Here is a 25358-nt window from a genome sequence, read left to right on the forward strand (position 1 = left end):
CGACTCCGCGCCTGCCTGACTATTCCGGCGATCTTATGCCGCGTAAGATGCGCGAGGCTGACCTGGCCGGCCCGCCGGTTTAAGGTCGGGCACACAGGCTTATGGAAAATGCTTCGTTAACTTTTTTGCCCGGTCGTTAACCTTTTATTAAGGCTGATGTTGTCATTTGCGGCTAACGCAACGGTTGGTTAACTTCCCCTAAGGGCCGGTTAACAGGCATGAAGCTGATTGCCGTTCCCGGCCGCAGACCGGAATGTCCCTTCCCATAAAGCCATAAGGGGCACCTTTCGATGACCAGCATCCTGACCAATGACGCGGCAATGTCCGCTCTCCAGACCCTGCGCGGGATCAGCACGAACCTGGAGGATACGCAAAACCGGGTTTCCTCCGGCTATCGTGTCGCCAAGGCCTCGGACAACGCCGCCTATTGGTCGATCGCGACGACGATGCGTTCCGACAACAGCGCGCTCTCGGCCGTTTCCGATGCGCTGGGCCTCGGCGCCGCCAAGGTCGATACCGCCTATACGGCCATGGACAACTCGATCACCGTCGTCCAGCAGATCAAGGACAAGCTGGTCGCGGCAACGGAAAACAGCGTCGACAAGGCGGATGTTCAGGAGGAAATCTCGCAGCTCCAGCAGCAGCTCGAGAGCATTGCGCAATCCGCATCCTTCTCCGGCCAGAACTGGATGATCGCCGCCGACGGTGCCTCCGCCTCGGTCGTCTCCTCCTTCGTGCGCAACAATGACGGCTCGGTTGCGGTCAACAGCACGAGTTACGCCTTCGATACGGGATCGCAGGGCAATGTCATGTTCGGCGCCGATGCCAGCGGTGTGATCGATACCACCTCCGGCATTCTCGGCACGACCCAGGACATCAACGGCACGGCCTATTCCGTCTTCAGCCTCGACATCAGCAGCATGACGAGCGGCGATATCGGTCTGGCGATGAACCTGGTGCAGTCGGCGCTGAACGCCATGACCAGCACCGCCTCGCAGCTCGGCTCGCTGTCGACCCGCATCGACCTGCAGACGAGCTTCGTTTCCACCCTCCGCGACACCATCGATTCCGGTGTCGGCAAGCTGGTCGATGCCGACATGGAAGAGGAATCGAGCAAGCTCTCGGCGCTGCAGACGCAGCAGCAATTGGCCATCCAGTCGCTGCAGATCGCCAATAGCAGCGCTGAGAACGTTCTGTCGCTCTTCCGCTGAGCCTTGACTGAAGCTTGCGCGATGATCCGGCGGCGGCATTTCTTTCTTGCCGCCGCATATAAGCTTTTGTTAACCCTGCTGGGTAACTGATTTGCAGTATCTGCGCAGGGCCTGGTGTTTCACCGATTTCAGGGCTCCGCTCTAGCGACGAGCCATGTCGGGATCGTTCCCGCAGGCGGGCATGACGCCGATCGTTGCTGCCGGCTCGGCCCGGTTTGCCAGTCCCAATGGAATTACGGATTATCAGATGAGCAATGTGACGACGAACCGCGCCACCTCGGCGGCGCTGACTGTGTTGCGTGGAGTCAACAAGGATCTTGGCGTCGTACAGCAGCAGGTTACATCCGGTCTCCGCGTCGAAACCGCGAGCGACGATCCGACCTATTGGTCCATGGCGACGACCATGCGGTCGGACCAGAGCAGCCTTTCCACCATCACCGATGCGCTTGGTCTCGGCGGCTCGAAAGTCGATACGGCCTCCACCGCCATGGACACGGTCGTCAACATCGTAACCCAGATCCAGGCGAAGCTGGTGTCGGCCAAGGAACCGGGCACCGACAAGGATGCGGTCAACGCCGATATCCAGCAGCTCAAGGACCAGCTGACGTCGGTGACCCAATCGGCATCCTTCTCGGGCGAGAACTGGCTCTATAACACCAACAGCCAGGCCGATACCCAGAAATCGATCATCAGCAATTTCACGCGCGGCTCCGGTGGCCAGGTCAATCTGGTTTCGATCGACTACGACAGCTCGCAGACCCTGATGATCGATACGCAGGACCCGAGCCGCGGTCTTCTGACGAAGAACATCGACGCCAGCACGCTCGGCACGTCGGACGGAAGCTCGACCGCCCGCAACTATTATCTCCTTGCCGCCGATGGCGGCACCCCGCCAGCCGACGGCACCGAGATCTCCATTTCCTCCAGCACGACCGACGCCGAGCTGACCGACATGATCAATGTCACCAATTCGCTTCTGACTTCGGTCACCTCGGCGAATTCGACCCTGGGTCTGCTGAAGTCGCGCATCGACGACCAGTCGGACTATGTCTCCAAGCTTGGCGACGGCATCAAGGATAGTGTCGGCAGCCTCGTCGATACCAATATGGAAGAGGCCGCCGTCCGGCAGAGCGCCTTGCAGACGGCGCAGCAGATGGGCATTCAGTCGCTGTCGATCGCCAACACCATGGCGAACAAGGTGCTGATCCTGCTTCAGGCAAAATGATTCTCGCGTCGGCGCGGCGGAAACGGCCGCGCCCGCCCGCCTTCATCCTCGCACAAGTTTGGCCCCCTACGGTCCATCGCAATGGCATGGTCGCGCGATTTCCGAGTGTTATTCGGGGGCGTGCGGCCGCACGACGGAAACCGGAAGTGTGATGATCGACGTTTTGAGCACGGGAATTCTGCAGGCCCTCCGAGGCATCGACGCGCGGCCCTTTGCCGGCAATGGCGAGGGGGTATTCGCATGAGCCCGATGCTGTCCCGGTATCTCAAGGATTTCGGCGCCGAATTGCCTCCGCCGTCCGGCCTGCCGGACGTGGCCTTTGAGGAGGCGACGTCCTTCCTCGACGCTCCAGAGGAGCCGCCGGTCGACATCGAGGCCGAGCGCCGCGATGCCTATGCGCAGGGACATGAGGCGGCGACACAGGAACTGACCGGCCGGCACCGCGCCGAACTGGAGGCGCTGGCCGAGGCGCACCGGCGCGAGATCGAGGCATTGCGTTCGCAATATGAGGAGCAGGCGGCGGAAAAGATCGCCGCCGGGATGACCGAGATCGCCACGATGCTTGGACAGGCGGTCAGTGCCGAGACCGCCGATCTGCTTGCGCCGATCATGACGGAGGCATTGAGCGCCGGGGCCGTCGCCGATCTCGCCGAGCTGGTGGCATCGGCGGTTCTGGAAGGCGATGTCGGTCCGGTCACGGTCAGCGGCCCGCGCCATCTGTTCGATATCCTCGAGTCGCGTCTTCGCGACAGCGATGCCTTGCTGCGTCATGTCGAGGCCGACGATGTCGACCTCACGGTGACGATCGGCGAAAGCGTCCTCGTCACCCGCATGTCCGCCTGGGCCGCTAGTCTGAGAGAGATACTGAAATGATTGAGGGCGATCAAAGCCAGGGCAAGCACGAGATCATCGTCGTCAAGCGGCATGGCGGCGGCGATCATGAGGGCGGTCACGGCGGTGCCTGGAAGATCGCCTATGCCGACTTCATGACGGCGATGATGGCCTTCTTCCTGGTGATGTGGCTGGTGAATGCCGCCAACGAAGAGACCAAGGCTTCGGTCGCCTCCTATTTCAACCCGATCAAGCTCGCGGATGAAAAGCCGACGGAAAAGGGTCTGAAAAAGCCTGTCGATCAGGCCGATGGGAAAAAGAACGAGGCGAAATCGCAGAACGAGGAAACCAATCCGAACAACGGCAAGTCCGCCAAGACGGGCGAGGATATGACCTCGACCTCTGGGGACCAGACCGCCTATTCGGAGGCGGATTTCTTCGAGAATCCCTATTCGGTCCTCGCCGAGATCGCCCAGCAGGTGGGGCAGCAGGCCAATGTCAGCGCCAAGGGCGAGGGCGGTGCCGCGCAATCCGGCCCCGCCACCGGTGCCGATGGTGGCCAGGCCTATCGCGATCCCTTCGATCCGGATTTCTGGACCAAGCAGGTTGAGGTTTCCAGCGCCTCGAAAAAGGCGAACGAGGAACAATCCGCCAAATCCGATCAAAAGCCGAAGGGCGAGGTGATCGCCCTTTCCAAGGCGACCGCCGCCGATAGCGGCGAGCCGGCCGATCAGCCGCAGGCTCCCGAGGATCAGCCGACGCAGAGCGAGAAGCCGCAAGGCAAGCGCGGCGCGAGCGAGAACGCCGCCGCCGAGGGCAAGGACAATGCCCCGACGAAAGAGCAGCAGCAGGACGCCAAGGAATTGCAGCGGGCGATCCAGGCGCAGCTCAGCGGCGTTGCCGGCCAATTGGCCGAGGGCGTGCAGGTTGCTTCCTCCGAGGGCGGTCTTCTCGTGACCATTTCCGATCAGAGCAATGATCCGATGTTCAATATCGGCTCGGCCGTCCCGCGCCAGGAAATGGTGCTGGCGATGGCGAAACTCGGCAAGATCCTCTCCGACCGCAAGGGGTCGATCCTGATCCGAGGCCATACCGACGGACGTCCCTATATGGTCGATGGCCGCAACGACAATTGGCGCCTGTCGCTCGATCGCGCCCAGAGCGCCTATTACATGCTCGTCAGCGGCGGGCTGGACGAGAAGCGGATCGAGCAGGTCTCCGGCTTCGCCGACCGCCGCCTGAAGCTGCCGAACGATCCGTTCAACGATGCCAATCGCCGCATCGAGATCCTGATCGAGGGCGCTCCCAACCAGACCGGCGGAGCCAAGCCGGTTCAGAATCCGGGTCAGAATCCGGTCAAGCCGAACCAGGGCAAACAGGGATAGTCATGACGCGCCTCCCGCATCGTCATCGCCTCGCGCTCGTCTTCACCCTCGGCATGCTGATGCCCGGCGGGCTTCGCGCCGAGGGCCAGGACAACTTGCCGCCCTACAAGATGCTGCGCTCGCTGGAATTCATCCAGGATTCCGTCGCGACCGGCGACAGCTCGGCCGGCGAGATGCAGCGCTTCATGCTGGCGACCGTCGACGAACGCCTGCGTTCGGCCGACAAGTCCGTTTTCGACGATAGCCGCAACGTCGATGCCGCGCTGATCTATGCGATGAGCGGCGGTAATCCGGAGACGCTGGAATATCTGATGTCGCGGGACGTCAACGGCAATTTCGACAATCGCGTTGCCGACGTTCTCAGAAAATATCTGAACGGCAAGGGCCTGCTGGTGGTCAACACGCTGGCCAGCATCGCGGAGGAATATCGCGACAAGAAGATCGGCCCCTATCTCTCGCTGGTCGCCGGCAACACCATGACCGCCAAGAACCCCAAGGCGGCATTGAAGCTTTATGACTGGGCGCGCCTGACCGCACCGGGCACCATCGTCGAGGAATCGGCGCTGCGCCGCTCCGTGGCCCTGTGTGCCGAAGCAGGTATGGTGCCGGAGGGGCTTTCCTATGCGCAGCGCTACACGAGGCGTTTCCTGCATTCGCCCTATGCCAGCCAGTTCGCGGATTTCTTCGTCCAGCTCGTGGTCGATCACGACGGCGACGTCAAGCAGCAGGATATCGTCGATATCCTCTCCTTCATGGACCCGCCGCGGCAGCGGGAAATCTACATGCGCATGGCGCGCCGTGCCGCCATTGCCGGCAAGGTGGATCTGGCGGCGCTGGCATCCGGCCGCGCCCAGGCGATCTCCGACGACGGCAGCGACGCATTCGGCGCATTGGCCGGTTTCTACGGCGGGGTCGCGAGCGTATCGAGCCCGGATCTTGGCGCGGCGATCCGCAGCATAGACCGCATGCCGGTTGGCGAGCTGAATGAACGCGACCGCGCGCTCAGGGATGCCGCCCGGGCGGTGGCCGCCGAAATCACGCGCGCTCCCGATCCGGCAAGCCTGAAGCAAGCCTCTCCATCTAGTCTGCCTAATCAAGAGACTACTGAACACGATGCTGCTGTGACGAACCAGTCGGGGTCCCCATCCCCGGCCACGGCGGGTGTTGAGGAGAGGGCCGCAGCGAATGCGGCCTCTACCCCGGAGGAAGGTAGGCAGGAGGCCGATCCTTCGTTCAACGCATTCGTCACGACGAGCCGCTCGAAGCTTGACGCCATCGACGGCCTGTTGAAGCAGGAAAGTAAGTAATCATGGCTGACATTGCTATTTCCAGCGCCCCTTCAGGGGCCGACCTTGCTGCCGTCGGCAAAAGCGGGCGTGCGACGAAGCAGGATGGCGGCGACGGCAAAGGCTTTCTCGATGCGCTGACCAGCTCGCTCGGCAACGGACGCAAGCCCGATGCCGATGCCGAGGGCGACGCGGATACAGCCGATGCCGCCACCGGGACGACGCCGGATCCGGCGGTCGATCTCGGGACGACCGTTCCGGTCGACGATGCCGGCATCAATCCCGGAACCGACATGATCGATCCGTCGCTTGCCAACCTTGCCAATCTCGCGACCCTGACCAAAGGCGCCAAGCCGTCGGTCGCCTCTCAGTTTCCGCAGGCCCTTGGCACCGATACTCTCCCCAAGTCGCTGACGGACCCGCAACAGGCGGTCCCCGGCGACGATGCGACATCCGTCGAAAAGGATGAGATGCCGGAAACGGTCGGCGATGCGGATTTGGCGCAGGTTCCGGACCAGGCCGATGATATCGCCCAGCAATTGGCGGATGCGCTCGCTGGTGACCAGCCGGTGCGGAAGGAGGCGGATGACAAGACGGAGACATCGGCCGTCAAGAGCGGAAAAGTCTCTTCCTCTTCCGATGATGGTAAGCAGCTGCCGACGCAAGGCGCTCAGCCGGGCAGTGCAGTCTCGGACGTCCTGTCGCTGTTGAATGCGCCGCAGGGCGCTGCGAATGCCATTGCCGCAGCCGACGTGAAGACGCAGGCGGAGCCGAGCCAGCCATTGGGCAAGGTAACCGATGCGGCAGCGAAGACCGTAACGGCGGATGCGCAGGATGGCGACGCCGTATTGCCCGGCACGGTCGGCGACGATCCGGTGGCGCAGACCTTCCGGCTGACACGCGCCGACGGACGTGGCGGCTCGCTGGATCTGTCGGTCGGCAAGGGGACGGACGATGCGGCGCATGCCGATGTCAAGGCTTCGGGCAGCGGCAATGTCGAGACCGTGACGGTGCTGGATTCCCGCCGCTATCTCGGGCTTGCGGCCAATACCAACAGCGCGCTGGTTACGGCGACCCTGGCCGGAGACAAGGATTGGGCAGCGGCAATGCAGCCAAGCTCGACGCTTGCCAACGCGGCGAGCTGGACAAGCACAGGCAAGGTCGTCAACACGCTGAAGATCCAGCTCAATCCCGACAATCTCGGTCAGGTCACCGCCACGATGCGGCTTTCGGGAGATCAGCTGAGCGTCGATCTTAAGGTAAGTACGGGAGATGCCTATCGGCAGCTCCATGCCGATCAGAGTCATATGGTCGATGCCTTGCGCGCCCAGGGCTATCAGGTCGACAGCATCACCGTTTCGCTGGCTGCGAGCGGAGACCAGTCGTCGGATGGCAACAGGCAATCCAGCTTCCAGGGGCAGTCTCAGCAGCAATCCTTGATGAATCAGGGCCAGGGTGGTGACGCGCGATCCAGGGGGCAGCAGTACTCGGGGCAACAGGCAAATGGCAATGACGGCAATGGCGGCGCGGGCGAACGCGGCACGGAGGATGGCACTGGCGGCAGCGCTCGGCGCCTGCGTTCAGGCGACGTCTATCTCTGACGTTGCCGCTTCGGGCAATGCGTCGGTGCCCGATAGCGGCGCGGCTGGCCTTTGCGAACGCGAGATCCAGTCGGCCGCGGCGAAATACGGCATACCCGAAGGCATCCTCTATTCGGTGGGCTTGACAGAGACCGGGCGCAAGGGTTCGCTCTCCCCCTATGCTCTCAATATCGAGGGCAAGCCGTATTTCCCGGCATCGCAGAACGCCGCCCTGCAGACGTTCGTGGCGGCGAAACAGAGCGGAGCGAAGTTGATCGACATCGGCTGCATGCAGATCAACCAGTATTTTCACGGGGAGAATTTCGCCTCCGTTGCCGCCATGTTCGATCCACGCAGCAATGTCGAATACGCCGCGAAGTTCCTTCGCGATCTCCATGACAGGCATGAGACCTGGACGATGGCGGTAGCAAGATACCACGCCGGTCCGAACAACGACCCCGCCCAAAAGGTGTATGTCTGCCGCGTCATCGCCAATCTGGTTGCGACCGGATACGGGAAATGGACGGCGAATGCGGCAAACTTTTGCCAAAATTGAACAACCTATGGGTTGTATATCGCCTTATTATTGTCATGGTTGCCCGCCTTGCCGTGATTGACAGAAGGCGAAAGACTTGAGCTACGTATATGCGTAATATGCTAACTAACGACTTTTTTATCGGTGTAAAATCGGGATGACCCACTATATCTAGTGCAAATCGCCCCCCAAATCTTAATCAATTATTAATTTCCGTCACTCATTTCCGACAGTTGTTCGTGATTCGCCCGATTCGTACCCATGTTACATCGAAACACCACACTGATTCGGAGGCGGACGAATGATCGTAGTGGTTGATGAGCGAGAGCTCGTTAAGGACGGCTATACATCTCTCTTTGGACGGGAAGGCATCCCGTCGACGGGGTTTGATCCCCGGGAATTTGGCGAATGGGTCACGACGGCTGCGGAGGGCGATATCGCCGCCGTCGAGGCTTTCCTGATCGGACAGGGGCAGCAGGTCTACGAATTGCCGCGGGCAATTCGCGACCGGTCGGCCGCGCCGGTCATTGCGGTCAGCGACCAGCCGTCGCTGGAATCGACGCTGGCACTCTTCGATTGCGGTGTCGACGATGTCGTGCGCAAACCGGTGCATCCGCGTGAGATCCTGGCCCGTGCGGCCGCGATCCGCCGCAGGCTGAAGGCGATCTCCAACTATACCGATATCGGTCCCGTCCGCGTCTTCGCCGACGGCCGCGATCCGGAAATCAACGGCGAAGTCTTTGCCTTGCCGCGGCGCGAGCGCCGTATCCTGGAATATTTGATCGCCAACCGGGGCCGTCGCGTCACCAAGACGCAGATCTTCAACGCGATCTACGGCATCTTCGACGAAGAGGTCGAGGAAAACGTCGTCGAAAGCCATATCTCCAAGCTGCGCAAGAAACTGCGCAAGAAGCTCGGTTTCGATCCGGTCGATTCCAAGCGTTTCCTTGGCTATTGCATCGACTGGAATTGATGCTCTCGCCGCAGTCGGCGCGATAATGCCCTGAACCTGTTGCAAGCCCGAGATATCATCCGATTCTCGGGCTTTTGCATGCGCTTCGGCGTCATTGCGGCGTCGAAGTCAATCGTACGCCAATCCTTACCGTCGCCATGCTTCCTCGGCGTTTCGGTGGGTTGCGCGGCAAAATCCGAAAGGCTGCTTCATGATGACCGGCTTTTCCTCTTTTCAGACAGCTTCACGCAAGGCCCGCTTCCTACTCTCAGAAGCATGAGGAATAACGAGGATTCCAGATGAGCATTTTCGGCAGCATGAAAACCGCAGTTTCAGGGATGAATGCCCAGGCGAACCGTCTGGCGACCGTCTCCGACAACATCGCCAATTCCAGCACCACCGGCTACAAGCAGGCATCGACGAGCTTCTCCTCGCTCGTGCTGCCTTCTTCCAGCGGCAACTATAATTCCGGCGGTGTCGAGACGACCGTGCGCTACGCGATCTCGCAGCAGGGCACTGTGTCCGCCACGACTTCCTCCACCGACCTCGCCATCCAGGGCAGCGGTTTCTTCGTCGTGCAGAACGCCGCTGGCCAGACCTTCCTCACGCGTGCCGGCGACTTTTCGGCGGACGCTTCGGGCAACCTCGTCAATGCCGCCGGCTTCACGCTGATGGGTTATTCCAGCGCCTCCGGCGCCCCCTCGGTGGTCGTCAACGGCTTCAGCGGCATGGTGCCGATCAATGTCACGCCGAGCGGCACCAGCAAGGCGGCGACGACGGTCGGCAGCATGACGGGTAACCTGAATTCCAACGCCACGGTCGCTACCAGCAGCAGCACCGGTTACCTGCCCTCCGAAAACACCTATCCGGTGACCACCGACACCAGCAAGAGCTCGATCACGGGTTACGACAGCCAGGGCAATGCCGTCACCTTCGACATTTATTACACCAAGACGGACGACAACACCTGGGATGTGCAGGTTTACAATCAGGCGGACCTCGTTGCCAGCCCGACATCGGGTGGCGCTCTCTATAGCAGCGCCGCCGTCGGCAGCACGACATTGACCTTCGATGACGATGGCGCCCTGACCTCGGGCGGATCGTTCGACCTCAGCTTCGCGAGCGGATCGACGACACAGACCATCGCGATGGATATGACCGGCTTCACCCAGGTCGCCACCGACTTCAGCGCCACGGGCGAGATGGACGGTCAGGCTCCCAACCCGGTGTCGAGCGTCACGATCTCCAAGGATGGCACGGTCAGCGCGGTTTATAAGGACAGCTCGACCAAGGAGCTTTACCGCATCCCGCTCGCCACGGTGGCGAGCCCGGACAGCCTGACGCTGGAAAGCGGCAACGTCTATTCGGCCAACGGCGAATCCGGCGTGACGGTCACGGGTTGGCCGCAAAGCAGCGGTCTCGGCTACATCCAGTCCGGCGCCCTGGAAGAATCCAACGTCGACCTCGCAACCGAACTGACGAACATGATCGTGTCGCAGAAGAGCTACACGGCGAATTCCAAGGTGTTCCAGGCCGGGTCCGACCTTCTGGACGTTCTCGTCAACCTGCAGCGTTAAACACCATAGGGCATCGGGTCAGTCATGTCGCTCACCACAGCACTCAACAACGCACAAGCGATATTCAACAATAGCGGCACGCAGAGCAGTGTCGTATCGAACAATATCGCCAACGCCGGCAACACGGATTATTCCCGTCGCCAAGCGATGCTGTCGACCGACATGACTGGCGCGCAGGTCGTAAAGATCGCCAGGGCCGACGAGCCGGCCCTGCAGAAAGCGTTCCTGTCGAGCACGTCGTCCGACGCCGCTCAGCAGGCGCTTCTGAAGGCCTATGAAAGCCTGAAATCGGGAACGCTCGGCGGCAACGACAACGAAATTTCGGCGGCCACTTACCTGTCGACCTTCCAGACGGCGATGCAGACCTATGCCGGCTCGCCATCGAGCACCACGGCGGCGCAATCGGCCATCAACGCCGCCCAGAGTCTCGCCACCTCCCTCAACAACGCCACCACGGCCGTGCAGAGCGTCCGCGCCGATGCGGACAAGCAGATCAGTTCCGATGTCGATACGCTGAACGGTCTGCTGACGCAGTTCCAGACGGCAAACGATGCGGTCAAGACTGCGACGGCAACCTCCGGCGCGACATCGAGCGCGCTCGCCGATGCGCTCGACCAGCGCGATTCGGTGTTGAAGCAGATCTCGCAGATCGTCGGCGTGACGACGGTGACGCGCGCCAATAACGATGTGGCGCTCTATACCACCGGCGGCGCGACCCTGTTCGAGACGATCCCGCGCTCGGTGACCTTCACTCCGACGAATTCCTATACGGCCGGCACCACCGGCAACAATGTCTATATCGACGGTGTCGCGCTGACCGCGGGTCAGGGCGCGAGCACGACCGCGCAGGGAAGCTTGCAGGCCTCGCTGCAGGTGCGCGACGATGTCGCTCCGACCTATCAGAAGCAGCTCGATGAAATCGCGCGCGGCCTGGTAACGACGTTTGCCGAGACCAATCAGACCGACTCCAGCCAGGCTGTCGGCCTCTTTACCTGGAGCGACGGCACGGTGCCCACCGGCGCCTCCGTCGTCACCGGCATCGCCGGCTCGATCACCGTCAACCCGGCCGTGGTCAGCACCTCGTCGAGCACGGGCGATCCGACGCTGCTGCGCGACGGCGGCATCAACGGTTCCGACTATGTCGTCAATTCCACCGGCGACAGCGGCTATTCCACCCAGCTGGATGCCTACATCACCGCGATGAACACGAAGATGGATTTCGATTCCACCGCCGGTTCCGACACGTCCGCGAGCCTCATGGACTACGCATCCAGTTCCATCGGCTGGCTTGAAGGCCAGCGCAGCACGGCGACGACCGCGGGGGAAAATACCTCCGCCGCGCTGTCGCGCTCTTCGGAAGCCTATTCGAACGAGACCGGCGTCAACCTCGACGAAGAACTGACGCTGATGATGGATATCGAGCAATCCTACAAGGCGGGTACGAAACTGTTGAACACCGTCAACGAGATGCTTCAATCGGTACTGGATATTGCGAGCTAAGCCATGAAACTTTCCTTCATTTCGAGCACAGCCATTCAGAATTCGATGCGCCAGACGATCCGTCAGGCACAGAACGAAATGACGACGGCTTCGACGGAAGCGACGACCGGCGTCTATGCCGATATCGGCGTCTCGCTCGGCAGCGGCACCACGCAGAGTGTGAACCTGACACGCGACGTATCGCGCATCGATTCCATTCTCAGCAGCAATTCGATCGTCAATCAGCGGATGACGTCGTCGCAGACGGCCTTGAGCCAGATGTCGTCGCAGGCACAGAAATTCATGGATCAGCTCGTGGCCCTGCGCGGCAACAGCGACGACAGCAGCATCGCGTTGACGCAGCAGACGGCGACGGCGACGCTGTCGAATGTCATCGCCGGTGCCAATACCATGGTCAACGGCGAATACCTCTTTGCCGGCACCAATACCGACGTGCAGCCGATGACCGATAATTCCGATGCCGCGACCACGGAGATCCAGACGGCGCTGACGCAGTATGCGACGGACAACGGCACCACCGTCGATCAGCTCACCGGCGAGCAGATGACCGATTTCATTACCACCATCGTCGAGCCGATGTTTACCGACGATAGCAGCTGGTCGGACTGGTCGAGCGCCTCGGATCAGAACATGTCGAGCCGCATCAGCAATTCCGAAGTCATCGAATCCTCGACCAACGCCAATGAATCCGGCATGCGCTACCTGGCGCTGGCGACCACGGTCACCAATGCGCTGGCGGGGCAGGGGCTGAGCCAGGACGCGCTGAACGCGGTCACCGACCAGGCAACCAGCTATGCGCGCCAAGCGATCGACGGCCTCAACAATCAGGCAAGCGAGCTTGGCCTGTCGCAGGCGCGTCTGAGCGATGCCAATACGTCGTTGAATGCCCAGAAGACCATTCTCAACACCAATATCGGTGATCTGACGGGGGTTGATCCCTACGAGGCGTCGACCAAGGTCAACAGCCTCGAAACTCAGCTCGAGACGGCCTACACCATCGTCTCCAAGATCCAGCAGTTGAGCCTTGTAAATTACCTTTGATGATCAAAGGGATGGAATGACCAGGAAGGATGCATGAATGTATCAGTTCTCATATGCGGAAGTCATGCAGGATGCAGTGGCCGACGCCAAGGAGCGAGAACGGCAAGTTCTGGACCGGTCGATAGCTCTGCTCGCTGCCGCCCGTGACAAGGAGAAATACGGCCGCGAGGCCATCGAGGCGCTGTTCTATACGAGGCGCGTCTGGATGAGCTTCATCGAGGACCTGAAAAGTCCGGAAAACCAGCTGAACGTCGAACTGCGCGCCAATCTGATCTCCATCGCAATCTGGATCTTGAAGGAATGCGACAGGATACGCCGGCGCCAGTCGGAAAATTATCAAGGCATCATCGATGTCACCACCATCATCAGGGATGGACTTAAATGAAAAGTACGCTTCGCATATCGCTTAAAGCCGGGGAAAAGATCTTCATCAACGGGGCCGTGCTGCGCGTTGACCGAAAGGTTGCCCTGGAATTCCTGAATGATGTGACGTTCCTGCTCGAGAACCACGTCCTCCAGCCGGAAGACGCGACGACGCCGCTGCGCCAGCTCTATTTCATCGCGCAGATGATCCTCATCAATCCGGAAGGCAAGGAGCAGTCGACGGCGATGTTCCGCAAGTCGATCGTGATGCTCCTGTCCTGCTTCCGTCATGAGGAAGTGCTGGCTGAACTGAAGCGCATCGACGGCCTCGTCGCCACCGGCCGCGCCTTCGACGCGCTGAAGGCGATCCGCGGACTCTATCCGATTGAGGACAATATCCTCAACAGCCAGGAAATGCCGGCGGCGACCATCGAGCAGATTCGCAGGGAGATCGCACCGTGGCGGTAGATGCAGTCACCAGCAGCACCAGCACGTCTTCGACCAGCGCGTCTACTACGGCGGCGAAGAGTGCAACGATCAACTACAACGACTTCCTCCAGCTTCTCATCGCGCAGATGAAGACGCAGGATCCGACCGATCCCATGGACGCCAGCGAGCAGATTTCGCAGCTCGCCAGCTTCTCCCAGGTCGAGCAGCAGATCCAGACCAATTCGCATCTGGAAACGGTGCTGCAGAACCAGTGGATTTCGCAGGCGTCCGATTATATCGGCAAGGAGATCATGAGTGCCGACGGCACGGTCACCGGCACGATCAAGGAGATAACCGTCTATTCGGACGGTATCATCGCCGAGACGGAAGGTGGGGACAAGGTGCTGCTGCAGGCGGGTGTCACCGTCGCACCGGCCGGCACGACGATTGATACGACGACGACGTCGAGCGATACTACCACCAGCGATTCGACCGAATAGCACCGATATGACGGCAGCTCATGAGGAGCTGCCGAACCAGACCAGAGGATGACGGGCCATGAACGAAGCCGATGCATTGGATATCTTCCAGGCGGCGATCTGGACGGTCCTCGTCGCCTCCGGCCCGGCCGTTCTCGCCGCGATGCTCGTCGGTCTGGTGATCGCCCTGATCCAGGCGCTGACCCAGGTGCAGGAAGCGACATTGACCTTTGTGCCGAAGATCGTCGCCGTCATGGTGACGGTCGGCGTCACGGCACCTTTCGTCGGCTCGCAGATATCCATCTTCACCAATCTGGTCTTTTCGCGCATCCAGTCGGGCTTCTGAGCCTGCGGCCGGCAGCCGGAAAGACTTTGTGCTCCCGGCTCGCTGAAGGCCATTCTCGCGCAAGCTTCGCCTTTTACTGATCGGTTCGAATAGGGCAGGCGGCTCGACCGCTTGCCTCCTCTCATGAAGAGACGGAACCGGTCGATGGCACAACCACCCGCATTAGCGCTTCCCAAGGTCAATCCCAGCATCCGTGATATCGGGTTCGCCCTCGGCATCATGGTCATTCTGTGCGTGCTGTTCCTGCCGATCCCGCCATTCCTCATCGATTTGGGCCTGGCCTTTTCGATCGCGCTCTCGGTGCTGATCCTGATGGTGGCGCTGTGGATCAAGAAGCCGCTCGAATTCTCGTCCTTCCCGACGATCCTGCTGATCGCCACCATGACGCGTCTGGCGCTGAACATCGCGACGACGCGCGTCATCCTTTCGCATGGCTATGAAGGGCACGATGCCGCCGGCGGCGTCATTGCCGGCTTCTCCAGCCTGGTCATGTCCGGCGATTTCGTCATCGGTCTGATCGTCTTCCTGATCCTGATCACCATCAACTTCATCGTCATCACCAAGGGCGCGACGCGTATCGCCGAAGTCGGCGCGCGTTTCACCCTGGATGCCATCCCCGGCAAGCAGATGGCGATCGACGCCGATCTGTCGGCCGGCCTGATCAACGAGCAGGAGGCGCAGCGGCGGCGCAGGGAGCTGGAAGAGGAAAGCTCCTTCTTCGGCGCCATGGACGGTGCCTCGAAATTCGTGCGCGGCGACGCTGTCGCCGGTCTTCTGATCACCTGCATCAACATCTTCGGCGGCATCATCATCGGCTATTTCCGTCACGGCATGCCGATCGGCCAGGCGGCGGATGTCTTCGTCAAGCTTTCGGTCGGCGACGGTCTGGTGTCGCAGATGCCGGCGCTCATCGTCTCGCTCGCCGCCGGCCTGCTGGTGTCGCGCGGCGGCACCGCCGGCTCCACCGATCAGGCCGTCGTCAACCAGCTGAGCGGCTATCCGCGCGCGCTTGCCGTTTCGGCCGTCCTCATGGGCATCCTGGCCATCATGCCGGGCATGCCCTTCGTCCCCTTCATCTTCCTCGGCGGCCTGATGGCGGCCGGCGCCTGGTTCATCCCGCGCCAGGTCGAAGCCGAAAACAAGCTTCGCCGCGATGCCGAGGAAAAGAAGGTGATGCAGACGAAGGAAATGGAGAAGGATTCGGTCAAGTCGGTCCTGAAGACGGCCGAGATCGAGCTGGCGCTCGGCAAGATCGTCTCGACCCGCCTGCTTGGTGCGCATCAGGAACTGGCCTTCCGCGTCGGCAAGATGCGCAAGAAATTCGCGACGCAATACGGCTTCGTCGTCCCCGAGATCAAGGTGACGGACGATATCGCCATTGCCGACAAGTCCTATCAGATCCGCATCCACGGCACGACGATCGCCTCCAACATCCTCCGCGTCGGCGAAGTGCTGGTCGTCACCGGTTCCGGCCGCAAGCCGACCGTTCCCGGCGACGAGATCCGCGAGCCCGCTTTCGGCATGCCGGCCGTCTCCGTTCTCGAAGCCTTCACCGACGATCTGAAGCGCGAGGGCTTCCAGCCGATCGACAACGTCTCCGTGGTGCTCACCCATATGAGCGAGGTCATCCGCAACAACCTGCCGGCGCTTCTCTCCTATAAGGACGTGAAGATTCTCATCGATCGCCTCGATCCGGAATACAAGAAGCTCGCCGACGAGATCTGCTCGTCGCACATGTCCTATTCCGGCCTGCAGGCGGTGCTCAAGCTGCTGCTGGCCGAACGCGTTTCGATCCGCAACCTGCATCTCATCCTCGAAGCCGTGGCCGAGCTCGCGCCGCATGTGCGCAAGACCGAACAGATCGTCGAGCATGTGCGCGTGCGCATGGCCCAGCAGCTTTGCGGCGATCTCGCCGACAATGGCGTGCTGCGCGTCCTGCGCCTCGGTAGCAAGTGGGACCTGATCTTCCATCAGGCGCTGAAGCGCGACCAGAAGGGCGAAATCGTCGAATTCGACATCGATCCGCGCAGCCTGGAAGAGTTCAGCGAGCAGGCGGGCAAAGTTATCCGTGAATACATGGATCGCGGCATGCCTTTCGTCCTTGTCACCTCGCCGGAAACGCGCTCCTATGTGCGCATGATCATCGAACGCCTGTTCGCGACCCTTCCGGTCCTGTCGCATGTGGAATTGGCCAAGGGGATCGAGATCAAGATTCTAGGCTCCATTTCATGATAACCGACCCCCAGGGCACCATTCTGGCGTTGTTTCTCGCCTTCTGCCGCATCGGCGGCTGCGTCATGGTGCTTCCGGGGTTCTCGTCGGGCCGCATGGCGCCGCAGATCCGGCTGCTGCTGTCGGCGGCGCTGTCGATGGCGATCCTGCCGCTGCTCTGGAACACGATCTATCCGGAAGTGTCGAAGAGCAACGTCACCTATATCGGCCTGATCTTCACCGAGACGGTCATCGGCCTGATGTATGGCATGATGGCGCGGCTCTATACGCTCGGGCTGCAATTCGCCGGTTCGGTGATCTCGATGCTGATCGGCTTCAACGCGCCGGGCGGCATGGACGTGATCGAGGAATCGAATGAGACGTCGCTGACCAGCATGATCAGCTTTTGCGGTTTGATGATGCTGTTCGTTCTCGACTTCCACCACTATGTCCTGCAGGCGCTGGTCGAGTCCTATTCCGTCATTCCCTTCGGCGGCCATGTCGACGTGCGCGCCTCGCTGATCTCGGTAGCGGACACGTTGGCGACCACGACCTTCATCATGCTGCGGCTCGTCAGCCCCTTCCTGCTCTACGGCCTGATGTTCCAGATCTCGATCGGTTTCATCAACAAGCTGGCGCCGCAGATCCCGATCTACTTCATCTCGACGCCCTATCTGCTGATGGGCGGGTTGTTCATGCTCTATCTCAGCATCGCGGCGATGATCAGCCAGTTTTCCGGTGCCTTCCTCACCGTCTTCAACGGGCATTAGGGGGCGCGGACGCCATGGCGGAAAAGAGCCGGTCCGAAAAGCTGAAGCGCCTTGTCGCCGTGCAGCGCCATCTCGAGCGTATCGCGGAGAACGAGCTCGCCGACACCACCCGGCAGCGCACCGAGGTCAGCGACGCCATGGATAAGGTGATCGAGGCGATCAGCTCGGCTGATCCGGTGCATGCGGTGTTCTCGATGCAATATGCCCAGCGTTACGGTCGCCTGACGCTCAAGGACCAACAGCTTGCCGGTATCCAGGAGCTGATCGAGATGAAGGTGCTGCAGGAGCGCACCAAGGCCGAGCGGCTCGAAGAGCACAGGCTGGATGCACGCGAGCTGGAAATGCGCGAGGCGGATGACAATGCCGTCTACGACATCATCGATCAGCGCTTCGCGGACACCACGCCAGCCTCCAGCAAGGTTCAAAAACCATAATCATCGTCATCTTGGAGCGGAATGGCGTCCGATTGGTTCGCCATCCTCTCCCGACCATGCGATTCGGCATGATCCCGCATGATGGCTGCATCTTGCGTTCGGGGATCATGTGTCAGTGAAAGGAAACATGACGTGGCTATTTCGCCTCCGAGTGATCTGGTGCTGGATGTCGTCCAGGCCGCCAGCCCGACCGATGTCCAGGCGGCCCAGGAAAAGCTCGCCGCCAACAGGGCCGCTTTCGCCGCCACCAGCCTGGCGGAAAACGGCAATGGCTTCGGCGCGAGCGTGGATGCGCTCAACAGCGCCGCGACCCAGGCCGGCCTCAGCAACGCCAATACCCATGTGGCGCCGACGAAAGTGCCGCAGGTCTATCGCAAGTTCGAAGCCATGGTGCTGCAGAACTTCGTGAAGAACATGCTGCCGACCAGCGACACGCTCTACGGCAAAGGCTCCGCCGGCGAAATCTGGAAGGGCATGATGGCCGAACAGCTCGGCAATACGCTTGCCAAGGATGGCGGCGTCGGCATTGCCGAGAAGATGTATCAGGAGCAGGTTTCCAAGATGCGCAATACCGGTGCCATCAACTCGGCCACCGATGAGAACGACAAGAAGATGGCGCTGAGCGCCATCACCGATTTCCAGCGCAAGACGCTCGCTGCGACGGAAACCGATAGCGACGACAACAACACTGTTGCCGCTCAAGACGCACTGACATCGAAGAAAGCATGAGTTGGGGGAAAGAATGGAAGTGATTTCGAACGACTACCGGATCAAATCGGTCCTCGGCCGCCTGGAAATGATCATCGACAATGAGAACAACCGGATCGGCACCGACCCGGAATTCGATCTCAAGGTATCGAATGCGCACAAGAGCCGCTGCCTCTATGAGCTGTCGATGCTGTTTCGCGATACCAATCCGGCGGATCTCGCCACCGGTCATATCGAGCAGCTTCATGGGCTGAAGAAGAAGCTGATCCTGAACGCGCGCCGCGTCGAGGCCCATCTCGAGGCCGTTCGCGCCGTTGCCGATATCCTCAAGAATGCGGTGCAGAACGCCGATGCGGACGGCACCTATTCGCAGGAGCAGTTTCGCGTCCGTGAGGCCGGATGATCAAGCTCGTCCTCACCGGTCTTTGGGTTTGCGCCGTGACGCTGGCTTCGGTCTATTTCTCCGTGCAGACGGCGACGGCGCCCGCGATCAGTCCTGACGACGCCAAGAAGGCGCAGCAGGAATTCGTCAAGGGCGAAGCGATCAACGTGCCCGTCATCGCCAGCGGCCAGGTGACCGGCTATTTCATCACCCGTATCTCCTTCATGATGGAGAAGGGCAAGGCGAGCACGCTGCAGGCGCCGCTTGCGGCACTGACCACGGACGAACTCTATTCGCTGCTGGTGGGCAACAAGATGATCGACATCGCGCATGTGACGAGTTTCGACGTTGCCGCCTTTCGCAACGATATCAAGAAGAACATGAACGAAAGGCTCGGCGGCGATTATGTCGCCGATGTTCTCATCGAGCAGCTCGATTATATTTCGAAGGAACAGATCGGCAATGGCGATGCTTCCGGCAAGCGAACCGTCAAGCCGGTGAAGATCGTCGAGGGCAGCGCCGCACCGGACGCGGCCCCGGCGCATTAATTCCGGCGAATGTCAGCCTTCGAAGCCGAACCTTTCAAGATCGAAGTCGTCGTCGACGACCTCCAAGACAGGGTTCTCTGTGTCCACTGAACTCCGCTCCACCAGGAGCGGGGCGCTCACCGGGCTCGGGAGCGTCATGTCGATCGTGACCCCCACCGGCTGCAAGGCCCATGCGACGAGCGCGCCGGCGGACATGGCTCCGACGCCGGCCGACATCTCCCGCGAGATCGCCGATGGCGGCGTTGCCATGGGCTGCAATCTGCCGACAGAGCCTCCGGTTGAATCCTTGGAATGATCCGAAACAACGAGGCTGCCTGCGGGATTGCGGCCTATGACCAGGCTCGCAAAGACCACGGGATCGGCTTTGTCAGGCGCCGGCACGAGGGCTGCGACGCTGCTCGGCCGAAGCGCCGGCAGAGGAATGGCATAGGCGGCAAGATCAGCGAAGGGACGGCTCTTGTCCTCCTCAACCCGCTTGCCGAGTTGAAGCTCCAGTCCATCCGTGGCTCGATTTCGCGGCGTCGGCGGTAGAAGGGCGGTAACGAGGCTGCTGCCTGTCGGAGAGCTGGACGATGCCGTCGAGGCCGTGACGATATCGTCGTCATCCATGATGGCGGCAATCTTGCTGTCCGTGGAGTGCGACCGTTTCCTGGATTGCGCGACGGCCAGCTCGTAGCCGGGAAGCGGCGAACCATTCGCGGGAAGATGGAGGGTCCGTCCATTGGGAAAGAGCCGGGCGAGTTCCTGGCGCGACATTCTCGGCCAGGCGCGGACATTGCCGACGTCCAGATGGACGAAGGGCGAGCCGGAGGTCGGATAGAAGCCGACACCGCCGACCTGCAGCTGCATGGCTATGCCGCGCAGGGTCGCAAGCTTCACGCCCGGTATATAGAAGTCCATCGCCTTGCCGAGCGTGTGCTGGCTGTGCTTGGCAACGCCGGAACTGCGCGAGCGGTTTCGCAGCATGTTGTTGGTGGACGGCGAGCGGTAGGCCGAGACCACGTGAATGGCTTCTCCGGCGCCGCTGCGGCGATAGACCTCCCAGACCAGATCGAGCAGCTCCGGATCGATCTTGGCCGGTTCGTTCTTTCGCCAGTCGCGCAGGAAGCGATTGATCTGCGCCAGGCCCCTCGGGTCGAACTTGCCGTTGCGCTTGAAGACGATGGTCGCCTTTTCTCCGGTGTGGGTGAAGAAGAGCTTCAAAGCCCGGTCGTCAGCCGCAGCCTGCGCGGTTCCCGCAAAGGCGGCGAATGCCAGCATCGCGATCAGCACCACACGATGGGCGATGAACGCTAGAACCATGGAAAGACTTGCCATTGGAATGGCCGTGATCGCTAGGTGCACGGATACGACTTTCGTCCTTGATGAAGAGATACGGAATACCAGGAACGTCTTGTCTGCGACGCCGCTTCACCGGCAATTATGGTCAACAGAGTCCTAACGAACTGTTTATGCGCGCTGTCACGGCCCCATTTCCCGGTTCCAGCCGTCCGCCAAGCGAGCGCCAACCCCGCGTCGACAGCGTTAACGAAAGCCTGCTCTTCTCCTGCAATTGCGATCGATTTTCCTAACGCAAGCTTGGGGGTGGTCTTGCTATAAGCCCTTGCAGCGACATTGTCGGCGTCCGTGAGCGGACGGCGGCGGAAGGGTCGCGTCGCAAGTCTTGCCGGTGCCTGGCGCATGAAACGTCCAAGGCAGGAGGGTCTGGGTGAATCGGGTCGCAAATTTTGCCGTGGTTGCGTCGCGTCGAATGATTTTCGACTTGCCGGTCTGCGATCTCGATTGGGAGCATGCGCTGGGCTTCATCAACGAGCTGACCTGTCTTCCGGCGGGCCAGACGGTCATTTCCTTCGTCAATGCCCACAACATGCTGATGATGCTGCGCGATGCCGACTTTCGCGGCGTTCTGGCGCAAAACCTCGTTCTGCCCGATGGCGTCGGCCTGGATATCGCCTCGCGCGCTGCGCATGGGGCGCCCTTTCCGGCCAATCTGAACGGCACCGATTTCGTGCCGGCGCTCCTGACCTTCATGGACCGGCCGAAGCGTATCGGCCTCGTCGGCGGCCATCGTCATGTCATCGAGAAGGCGGCGGCGAATTTCCGCGCGCATGCGCCCTGGCATGAATTCATCGTCATCTCCGACGGCTTTTTCGGCGAGGCGGGAAGCGAACTCGTGGCGGCGGAGATCGCGCGCCGCAAGATCGATGTGCTGATCGTCGGCATGGGGACGCCGCTGCAGGAAAAATGGGTCGCCGATCATATCAAGCCGCATCACGCGCGGCTGGTGATGACGGTCGGCGCCCTGTTCGATTTCGTTTCCGGCACGGTTCCGCGCGCGCCGGCGCTCGTGCGCGCGACGCGTTTCGAATGGGCCTATCGCCTGCTTCAGGAACCGGGCCGGTTGTGGCGGCGCTATGTCATCGGCGTGCCGCTGTTTCTCTACCAGGTCGCCCGCCACCAGTTCGGTCGCAAACAGCGCATTCTGCGCGCCGCCGAGCCGATGCGCCTGCCGCAATTTCCGCCGCCGGACTCGCTTGCCGGCTGACCGCGCGCGGCCTCGGGCGTTAACCTTTTCTTTGCCGTGAAAATTTAGAGTGGGTTAACCATTCTGCATCGGTCGCTGACCGCGCGCGAGACGATCTGCCATGTTCGAAAGCAAGGCCAGGACCAGATCCTATCCCGGCGAGACGGAAGCCCTCCGTCCCGACCGCATGGGACGTCATGCCTATCTCGACCGCGGCGAAGACGGTTATCTGATCGCCGCCAATCTGCAACCGGCGGATGGCCGCGGCGCGAGCGAGGCGCAATTGCTCGCCATCATCCGCAAGGCGCTGGACGGCGATCCCTATCCGGTCTCGGGAGAGCGAGGCGTTGATAACATCGAGATGGAAGCGCCGCCGCTATCCGCCCGCATTCGCGACATCCTCGAAAGCCGCCCCGCCGGCGGCGAAGCGCTTGCGGTGTTCGAAACGGCGCAGGTCGCCGATCGGCCGCCTGTTTCCGTCGAGGATGAGGACGTGCCGCCGCCGGCACTGCCGATCCCGACGGCTACGCCCGTTCCACGGCGTCGCTGGATTTTCGGACCGGGCTCCATAGCCCTGGTCATGGCCGCCGCGTTGGCCGGTGCCGTCGGTCCGGCAATGCTGGCATCGCCGCCGCGCTATCTCTCCGAGACCGTCCTGGCGGTCGAAGGGCAGGGCACGGCGCGGCAGGCGCTCCTTGCCGTCACCGCCAAGCGCATCCTGGCGCCATCCCTGCTGTCCGATCTCGTTGCCCGGCTGAAACTCGATCGTGATCCGGAATTCACCGACAGCCGCGCCGGCGCTTTCGGCATCGCCATGGAGCTCATCTCCGGCAGCGGCAATGCTTCCGACGCGCCCTCGCGTGCGCAGACGGCGCTCCGCAAGGACCTCGCCGTCACCGCCGATGCGGCGCGCGGCACGCTGCGGCTGACTGTCGTCACGAGCGATCCGGCGCGATCGGCCGATATCGCCAACCATCTGGCCGCGGCGACGATCTACGATGCCGCCGTCGGGCAACGCTCGGGTGGAGTGGCTGGGCGCGATATCTCCGCGGACAAGAGCCTGAAGGCCCTCGATCAGGCAAAGGCGGCATTGGCGAGCTTCAGGGCACAATATGGCGACGACAGGATCGCGGCGGCCCGCGATCTTCAGGAGCAGCGACAGCAATTGGACGTGGACATCAAGGTGTCTGAGGAAACGGTCCTGCGCGCAAAGGCTCGTCTCTCGACCGTACGATCCGCCACCACCGCCACGGTCACGAGCGGCGCGCTGCCGGCGAATCTGTCCTCGGCCGGCCTGGAGGATCTGCGCAGCCGTTACAGCGCGGCAAAACTCGTCCTTTCGGGGCTTTCGAAGGAGCTCGGCCCGCGCCATCCCCGGCTGCTGGCGCAGCAGGCGACGGTCGATGGCCTTGCCGCCGAAATGCGCGATCAATTGCAGCGTCTGGCCGCAAGCAGCGACACGGCGCTCAAGGATGCGCTCGCGAACCAGGCGGCGCTGTCCGAGCGTATGACCGCACTCAGCCGAAAGAGCATCGATATCGACATGGCACGCTTGGCCCAGCTCGAGGGCGATGTCGCGGCCGCTCAAACTCGATATGAGGCCGATCTGCAGGGCACCGATACGGCGCCGGGCGAAACCGCGCCGCCGATCGCGATCGTGACGCCCGCGACCGCCGCGGCGATGCCGCTCGATGACGGCGTCGCGAGCCGTCAGGCGGCCGGATTCCTGCTCGGCCTTGGCGCGGCGCTCTGCCTGGTCGTCCTCAGGAAATGGTTGGGCGGCGGTCTGTTTTCGGAGGATCGCGCAGCTGCGCCCGCCATCATGCCGGAGCCGGTCTTCGATGGCGAGATCGTGCTGGTTGCCGCATGCTCGCAGCCGCTTCCGGATGTATCGCAGGCCCATGCCGACGATAGCGCCGTCGCGGACGATCGGTCCGTCCACATGGACGAATTGACGCAGATCCAGCGCGAATTGGCGCTGTTGCGCACCAAGGTCGAGACCTATGCTGCACGCCGGCAAAACGCCCGCGGGTGATTCTCCTTGCAATTACCGCTTTCAGATACCATAGGGCGTTCATAGGCAAATCTGTCGGACTGACGACCGGTAGATTGCCGTCGGGATTATATCGGGAGAGTGGCGTGACGACAGTAATCGACGGCAAGCAGGCAGCGGCATCGGTGATCGATGCGGTGAAGGGTGCGGCATCGCGGCTCGAGGCCGAGGCCGGCGTGAAGACGGGTCTGGCGGTGGTGATCGTCGGCGACGATCCGGCAAGCCATACCTATGTGGCCTCCAAGAGCCGGATGGCCAAGGAATGCGGCTTCACCTCGATCCAGCACACGCTGCCGGCCGAGACCTCGCAAGGCGAGCTTGCCGCCCTGGTGGCGTCGCTGAACGAAGATCCGTCGGTGCATGGCATCCTGGTGCAATTGCCGCTGCCCAAGCATCTCGATGCCGAGCCGATCATCCAGTCGATCCGTCCGGACAAGGATGTCGACGGTCTGCATGTGGTCAATGCCGGCAAGCTCGCCACCGGCGATCTGTCGACCGGGCTGATCTCGTGCACGCCGGCCGGCGCCATGCTGCTGGTGCGCCGCGTGCATGGCGAGGACCTGTCGGGGCTGAATGCGGTGGTGATCGGTCGTTCTAACCTGTTCGGCAAGCCGATGGCGCAATTGCTTCTGAATGCCAATGCGACGGTGACGACGGCGCATTCGCGCACGAAGGATCTGCCGGGCGTTGCCCGCACCGCCGATATTCTGGTGGCGGCGGTGGGACGGCCGGAGATGGTGAAGGCGGACTGGGTGAAGCCCGGCGCTACCGTCATCGATGTCGGCATCAACCGGATCGCGGCACCCGAGCGCGGCGAGGGCAAGAGCCGACTGGTGGGCGATGTCGCCTATCGGGACGTCTCCGAGGTCGCCGCCGCCATCACGCCGGTTCCGGGTGGTGTCGGGCCGATGACGATCGCCATGCTGATGGCCAATACGGTGATCGCCGCCCATCGTGCCGCCGGCAGACAGCCGCCGAAGTTCTGAGA

25 protein-coding genes are annotated in these 25358 nt (G+C 61.8%); 24 read left to right on the top strand and 1 reads right to left on the bottom strand.

From position 1 onward, the window contains the following. Nucleotides 1-290 precede the first annotated feature (290 nt). The 21 genes from FHX11_RS06105 (at nucleotide 291) to FHX11_RS06205 (ending at nucleotide 19793) form a co-directional block, all read left to right on the top strand. Nucleotides 291-1211: a flagellin gene (locus FHX11_RS06105; RefSeq protein WP_184356111.1), complete on the top strand. Its 921-nt coding sequence runs from the start codon at nucleotides 291-293 to the stop codon at nucleotides 1209-1211. A 247-nt stretch (nucleotides 1212-1458) separates the two neighbouring features. Then, on the top strand, nucleotides 1459-2436 hold the full coding sequence (locus FHX11_RS06110; RefSeq protein ID WP_184357497.1) for a flagellin: 978 nt from the start codon (nucleotides 1459-1461) through the stop codon (nucleotides 2434-2436). A 240-nt stretch (nucleotides 2437-2676) separates the two neighbouring features. After that, nucleotides 2677-3309 (top strand): hypothetical protein, encoded by a 633-nt coding sequence (locus FHX11_RS06115; RefSeq protein ID WP_184356113.1) that lies wholly within the window; start codon nucleotides 2677-2679, stop codon nucleotides 3307-3309. Beyond that, a complete protein-coding gene (locus FHX11_RS06120; RefSeq protein WP_184356115.1) occupies nucleotides 3306-4652 on the top strand; it encodes a MotB family protein in 1347 nt (448 codons plus the stop codon). The genes FHX11_RS06115 and FHX11_RS06120 overlap by 4 nt, the downstream gene beginning before the upstream one ends. A 2-nt stretch (nucleotides 4653-4654) precedes the next feature. Next, entirely contained in the window at nucleotides 4655-5959 is a 1305-nt protein-coding gene (gene motC, locus FHX11_RS06125; protein ID WP_184356117.1) for a chemotaxis protein MotC, read from the top strand. A gap of 2 nt (nucleotides 5960-5961) precedes the next feature. Next, entirely contained in the window at nucleotides 5962-7539 is a 1578-nt protein-coding gene (locus tag FHX11_RS06130) for a flagellar hook-length control protein FliK (RefSeq protein WP_184356119.1), read from the top strand. Further along, a complete protein-coding gene (locus FHX11_RS06135; protein ID WP_184357498.1) occupies nucleotides 7487-8074 on the top strand; it encodes a transglycosylase SLT domain-containing protein in 588 nt (195 codons plus the stop codon). The genes FHX11_RS06130 and FHX11_RS06135 overlap by 53 nt, the downstream gene beginning before the upstream one ends. A 280-nt stretch (nucleotides 8075-8354) precedes the next feature. Continuing rightward, a complete protein-coding gene (locus tag FHX11_RS06140; RefSeq protein WP_184356121.1) occupies nucleotides 8355-9026 on the top strand; it encodes a winged helix-turn-helix domain-containing protein in 672 nt (223 codons plus the stop codon). 278 nt (nucleotides 9027-9304) lie between these two features. Then, nucleotides 9305-10582, top strand: coding sequence for a flagellar hook protein FlgE (locus FHX11_RS06145; RefSeq protein ID WP_184356123.1), 1278 nt, complete (start codon nucleotides 9305-9307; stop codon nucleotides 10580-10582). A gap of 24 nt (nucleotides 10583-10606) precedes the next feature. Then, complete coding sequence (gene flgK / locus FHX11_RS06150; protein ID WP_184356125.1) at nucleotides 10607-12082, top strand: flagellar hook-associated protein FlgK; 1476 nt, start codon at nucleotides 10607-10609, stop codon at nucleotides 12080-12082. Nucleotides 12083-12085: 3 nt separating this feature from the next. Next, complete coding sequence (locus tag FHX11_RS06155; RefSeq protein ID WP_184356127.1) at nucleotides 12086-13123, top strand: flagellar hook-associated family protein; 1038 nt, start codon at nucleotides 12086-12088, stop codon at nucleotides 13121-13123. A gap of 37 nt (nucleotides 13124-13160) precedes the next feature. After that, nucleotides 13161-13508: a flagellar biosynthesis regulator FlaF gene (gene flaF, locus FHX11_RS06160; protein ID WP_184356129.1), complete on the top strand. Its 348-nt coding sequence runs from the start codon at nucleotides 13161-13163 to the stop codon at nucleotides 13506-13508. Beyond that, entirely contained in the window at nucleotides 13505-13954 is a 450-nt protein-coding gene (gene flbT / locus FHX11_RS06165) for a flagellar biosynthesis repressor FlbT (RefSeq protein ID WP_184356131.1), read from the top strand. The genes flaF and flbT overlap by 4 nt, the downstream gene beginning before the upstream one ends. Further along, on the top strand, nucleotides 13945-14415 hold the full coding sequence (gene flgD, locus FHX11_RS06170) for a flagellar hook assembly protein FlgD (protein ID WP_184356133.1): 471 nt from the start codon (nucleotides 13945-13947) through the stop codon (nucleotides 14413-14415). The genes flbT and flgD overlap by 10 nt, the downstream gene beginning before the upstream one ends. A 58-nt stretch (nucleotides 14416-14473) precedes the next feature. Further along, nucleotides 14474-14740 carry a flagellar biosynthesis protein FliQ gene (fliQ, locus tag FHX11_RS06175; protein WP_184356135.1) on the top strand — a complete coding sequence of 89 codons (267 nt, stop codon included), beginning with the start codon at nucleotides 14474-14476 and terminating at the stop codon, nucleotides 14738-14740. 144 nt (nucleotides 14741-14884) lie between these two features. Beyond that, entirely contained in the window at nucleotides 14885-16972 is a 2088-nt protein-coding gene (gene flhA, locus FHX11_RS06180; protein WP_184356137.1) for a flagellar biosynthesis protein FlhA, read from the top strand. Next, nucleotides 16969-17721, top strand: a complete 753-nt coding sequence (gene fliR / locus FHX11_RS06185; protein ID WP_184356139.1) for a flagellar biosynthetic protein FliR — start codon at nucleotides 16969-16971, stop codon at nucleotides 17719-17721. Before flhA ends, fliR begins: the two co-directional genes overlap by 4 nt. A 14-nt stretch (nucleotides 17722-17735) precedes the next feature. Then, a complete protein-coding gene (locus tag FHX11_RS06190) occupies nucleotides 17736-18155 on the top strand; it encodes a hypothetical protein (protein WP_184356141.1) in 420 nt (139 codons plus the stop codon). 132 nt (nucleotides 18156-18287) lie between these two features. Then, complete coding sequence (locus FHX11_RS06195; protein WP_184356143.1) at nucleotides 18288-18884, top strand: rod-binding protein; 597 nt, start codon at nucleotides 18288-18290, stop codon at nucleotides 18882-18884. Between the two features lie 13 nt (nucleotides 18885-18897). Next, nucleotides 18898-19266, top strand: a complete 369-nt coding sequence (locus FHX11_RS06200) for a hypothetical protein (RefSeq protein ID WP_184356145.1) — start codon at nucleotides 18898-18900, stop codon at nucleotides 19264-19266. After that, nucleotides 19263-19793, top strand: a complete 531-nt coding sequence (locus FHX11_RS06205) for a hypothetical protein (protein ID WP_184356147.1) — start codon at nucleotides 19263-19265, stop codon at nucleotides 19791-19793. Before FHX11_RS06200 ends, FHX11_RS06205 begins: the two co-directional genes overlap by 4 nt. 12 nt (nucleotides 19794-19805) lie before the next feature. Here the strand turns inward: FHX11_RS06205 and FHX11_RS06210 are convergent, their stop codons facing one another. Next, nucleotides 19806-21095, bottom strand: a complete 1290-nt coding sequence (locus FHX11_RS06210; RefSeq protein WP_184356149.1) for a DUF882 domain-containing protein — start codon at nucleotides 21093-21095, stop codon at nucleotides 19806-19808. Nucleotides 21096-21501: 406 nt separating this feature from the next. Between FHX11_RS06210 and FHX11_RS06215 the strand changes: the two genes are divergently transcribed. The 3 genes from FHX11_RS06215 (at nucleotide 21502) to folD (ending at nucleotide 25356) form a co-directional block, all read left to right on the top strand. Next, a complete protein-coding gene (locus FHX11_RS06215) occupies nucleotides 21502-22338 on the top strand; it encodes a WecB/TagA/CpsF family glycosyltransferase (protein WP_184356151.1) in 837 nt (278 codons plus the stop codon). 100 nt (nucleotides 22339-22438) lie between these two features. Next, a complete protein-coding gene (locus FHX11_RS06220) occupies nucleotides 22439-24352 on the top strand; it encodes a succinoglycan biosynthesis protein exop (RefSeq protein ID WP_184356153.1) in 1914 nt (637 codons plus the stop codon). Between the two features lie 104 nt (nucleotides 24353-24456). After that, on the top strand, nucleotides 24457-25356 hold the full coding sequence (gene folD, locus FHX11_RS06225; RefSeq protein ID WP_184356155.1) for a bifunctional methylenetetrahydrofolate dehydrogenase/methenyltetrahydrofolate cyclohydrolase FolD: 900 nt from the start codon (nucleotides 24457-24459) through the stop codon (nucleotides 25354-25356). The last annotated feature ends 2 nt before the right edge of the window (nucleotides 25357-25358 follow it).

Source organism: Rhizobium sp. BK602 (assembly GCF_014195095.1).
Taxonomy (GTDB): domain Bacteria; phylum Pseudomonadota; class Alphaproteobacteria; order Rhizobiales; family Rhizobiaceae; genus Rhizobium.

Coding starts and splice junctions, on each gene's coding strand:
- flaF (WP_184356129.1), top strand. CDS start 13,161: ATGTATCAGTTCTCATATGCGGAAGTCATGCAGGATGCAGTGGCCGAC.
- FHX11_RS06200 (WP_184356145.1), top strand. CDS start 18,898: ATGGAAGTGATTTCGAACGACTACCGGATCAAATCGGTCCTCGGCCGC.
- motC (WP_184356117.1), top strand. CDS start 4,655: ATGACGCGCCTCCCGCATCGTCATCGCCTCGCGCTCGTCTTCACCCTC.
- FHX11_RS06115 (WP_184356113.1), top strand. CDS start 2,677: ATGAGCCCGATGCTGTCCCGGTATCTCAAGGATTTCGGCGCCGAATTG.
- FHX11_RS06210 (WP_184356149.1), bottom strand. CDS start 21,095: ATGGTTCTAGCGTTCATCGCCCATCGTGTGGTGCTGATCGCGATGCTG.
- flhA (WP_184356137.1), top strand. CDS start 14,885: ATGGCACAACCACCCGCATTAGCGCTTCCCAAGGTCAATCCCAGCATC.
- fliQ (WP_184356135.1), top strand. CDS start 14,474: ATGAACGAAGCCGATGCATTGGATATCTTCCAGGCGGCGATCTGGACG.
- FHX11_RS06205 (WP_184356147.1), top strand. CDS start 19,263: ATGATCAAGCTCGTCCTCACCGGTCTTTGGGTTTGCGCCGTGACGCTG.
- FHX11_RS06140 (WP_184356121.1), top strand. CDS start 8,355: ATGATCGTAGTGGTTGATGAGCGAGAGCTCGTTAAGGACGGCTATACA.
- FHX11_RS06120 (WP_184356115.1), top strand. CDS start 3,306: ATGATTGAGGGCGATCAAAGCCAGGGCAAGCACGAGATCATCGTCGTC.
- FHX11_RS06220 (WP_184356153.1), top strand. CDS start 22,439: ATGTTCGAAAGCAAGGCCAGGACCAGATCCTATCCCGGCGAGACGGAA.
- FHX11_RS06155 (WP_184356127.1), top strand. CDS start 12,086: ATGAAACTTTCCTTCATTTCGAGCACAGCCATTCAGAATTCGATGCGC.
- FHX11_RS06145 (WP_184356123.1), top strand. CDS start 9,305: ATGAGCATTTTCGGCAGCATGAAAACCGCAGTTTCAGGGATGAATGCC.
- flgK (WP_184356125.1), top strand. CDS start 10,607: ATGTCGCTCACCACAGCACTCAACAACGCACAAGCGATATTCAACAAT.
- FHX11_RS06190 (WP_184356141.1), top strand. CDS start 17,736: ATGGCGGAAAAGAGCCGGTCCGAAAAGCTGAAGCGCCTTGTCGCCGTG.
- flbT (WP_184356131.1), top strand. CDS start 13,505: ATGAAAAGTACGCTTCGCATATCGCTTAAAGCCGGGGAAAAGATCTTC.
- FHX11_RS06135 (WP_184357498.1), top strand. CDS start 7,487: ATGGCACTGGCGGCAGCGCTCGGCGCCTGCGTTCAGGCGACGTCTATC.
- FHX11_RS06130 (WP_184356119.1), top strand. CDS start 5,962: ATGGCTGACATTGCTATTTCCAGCGCCCCTTCAGGGGCCGACCTTGCT.
- fliR (WP_184356139.1), top strand. CDS start 16,969: ATGATAACCGACCCCCAGGGCACCATTCTGGCGTTGTTTCTCGCCTTC.
- FHX11_RS06110 (WP_184357497.1), top strand. CDS start 1,459: ATGAGCAATGTGACGACGAACCGCGCCACCTCGGCGGCGCTGACTGTG.
- FHX11_RS06105 (WP_184356111.1), top strand. CDS start 291: ATGACCAGCATCCTGACCAATGACGCGGCAATGTCCGCTCTCCAGACC.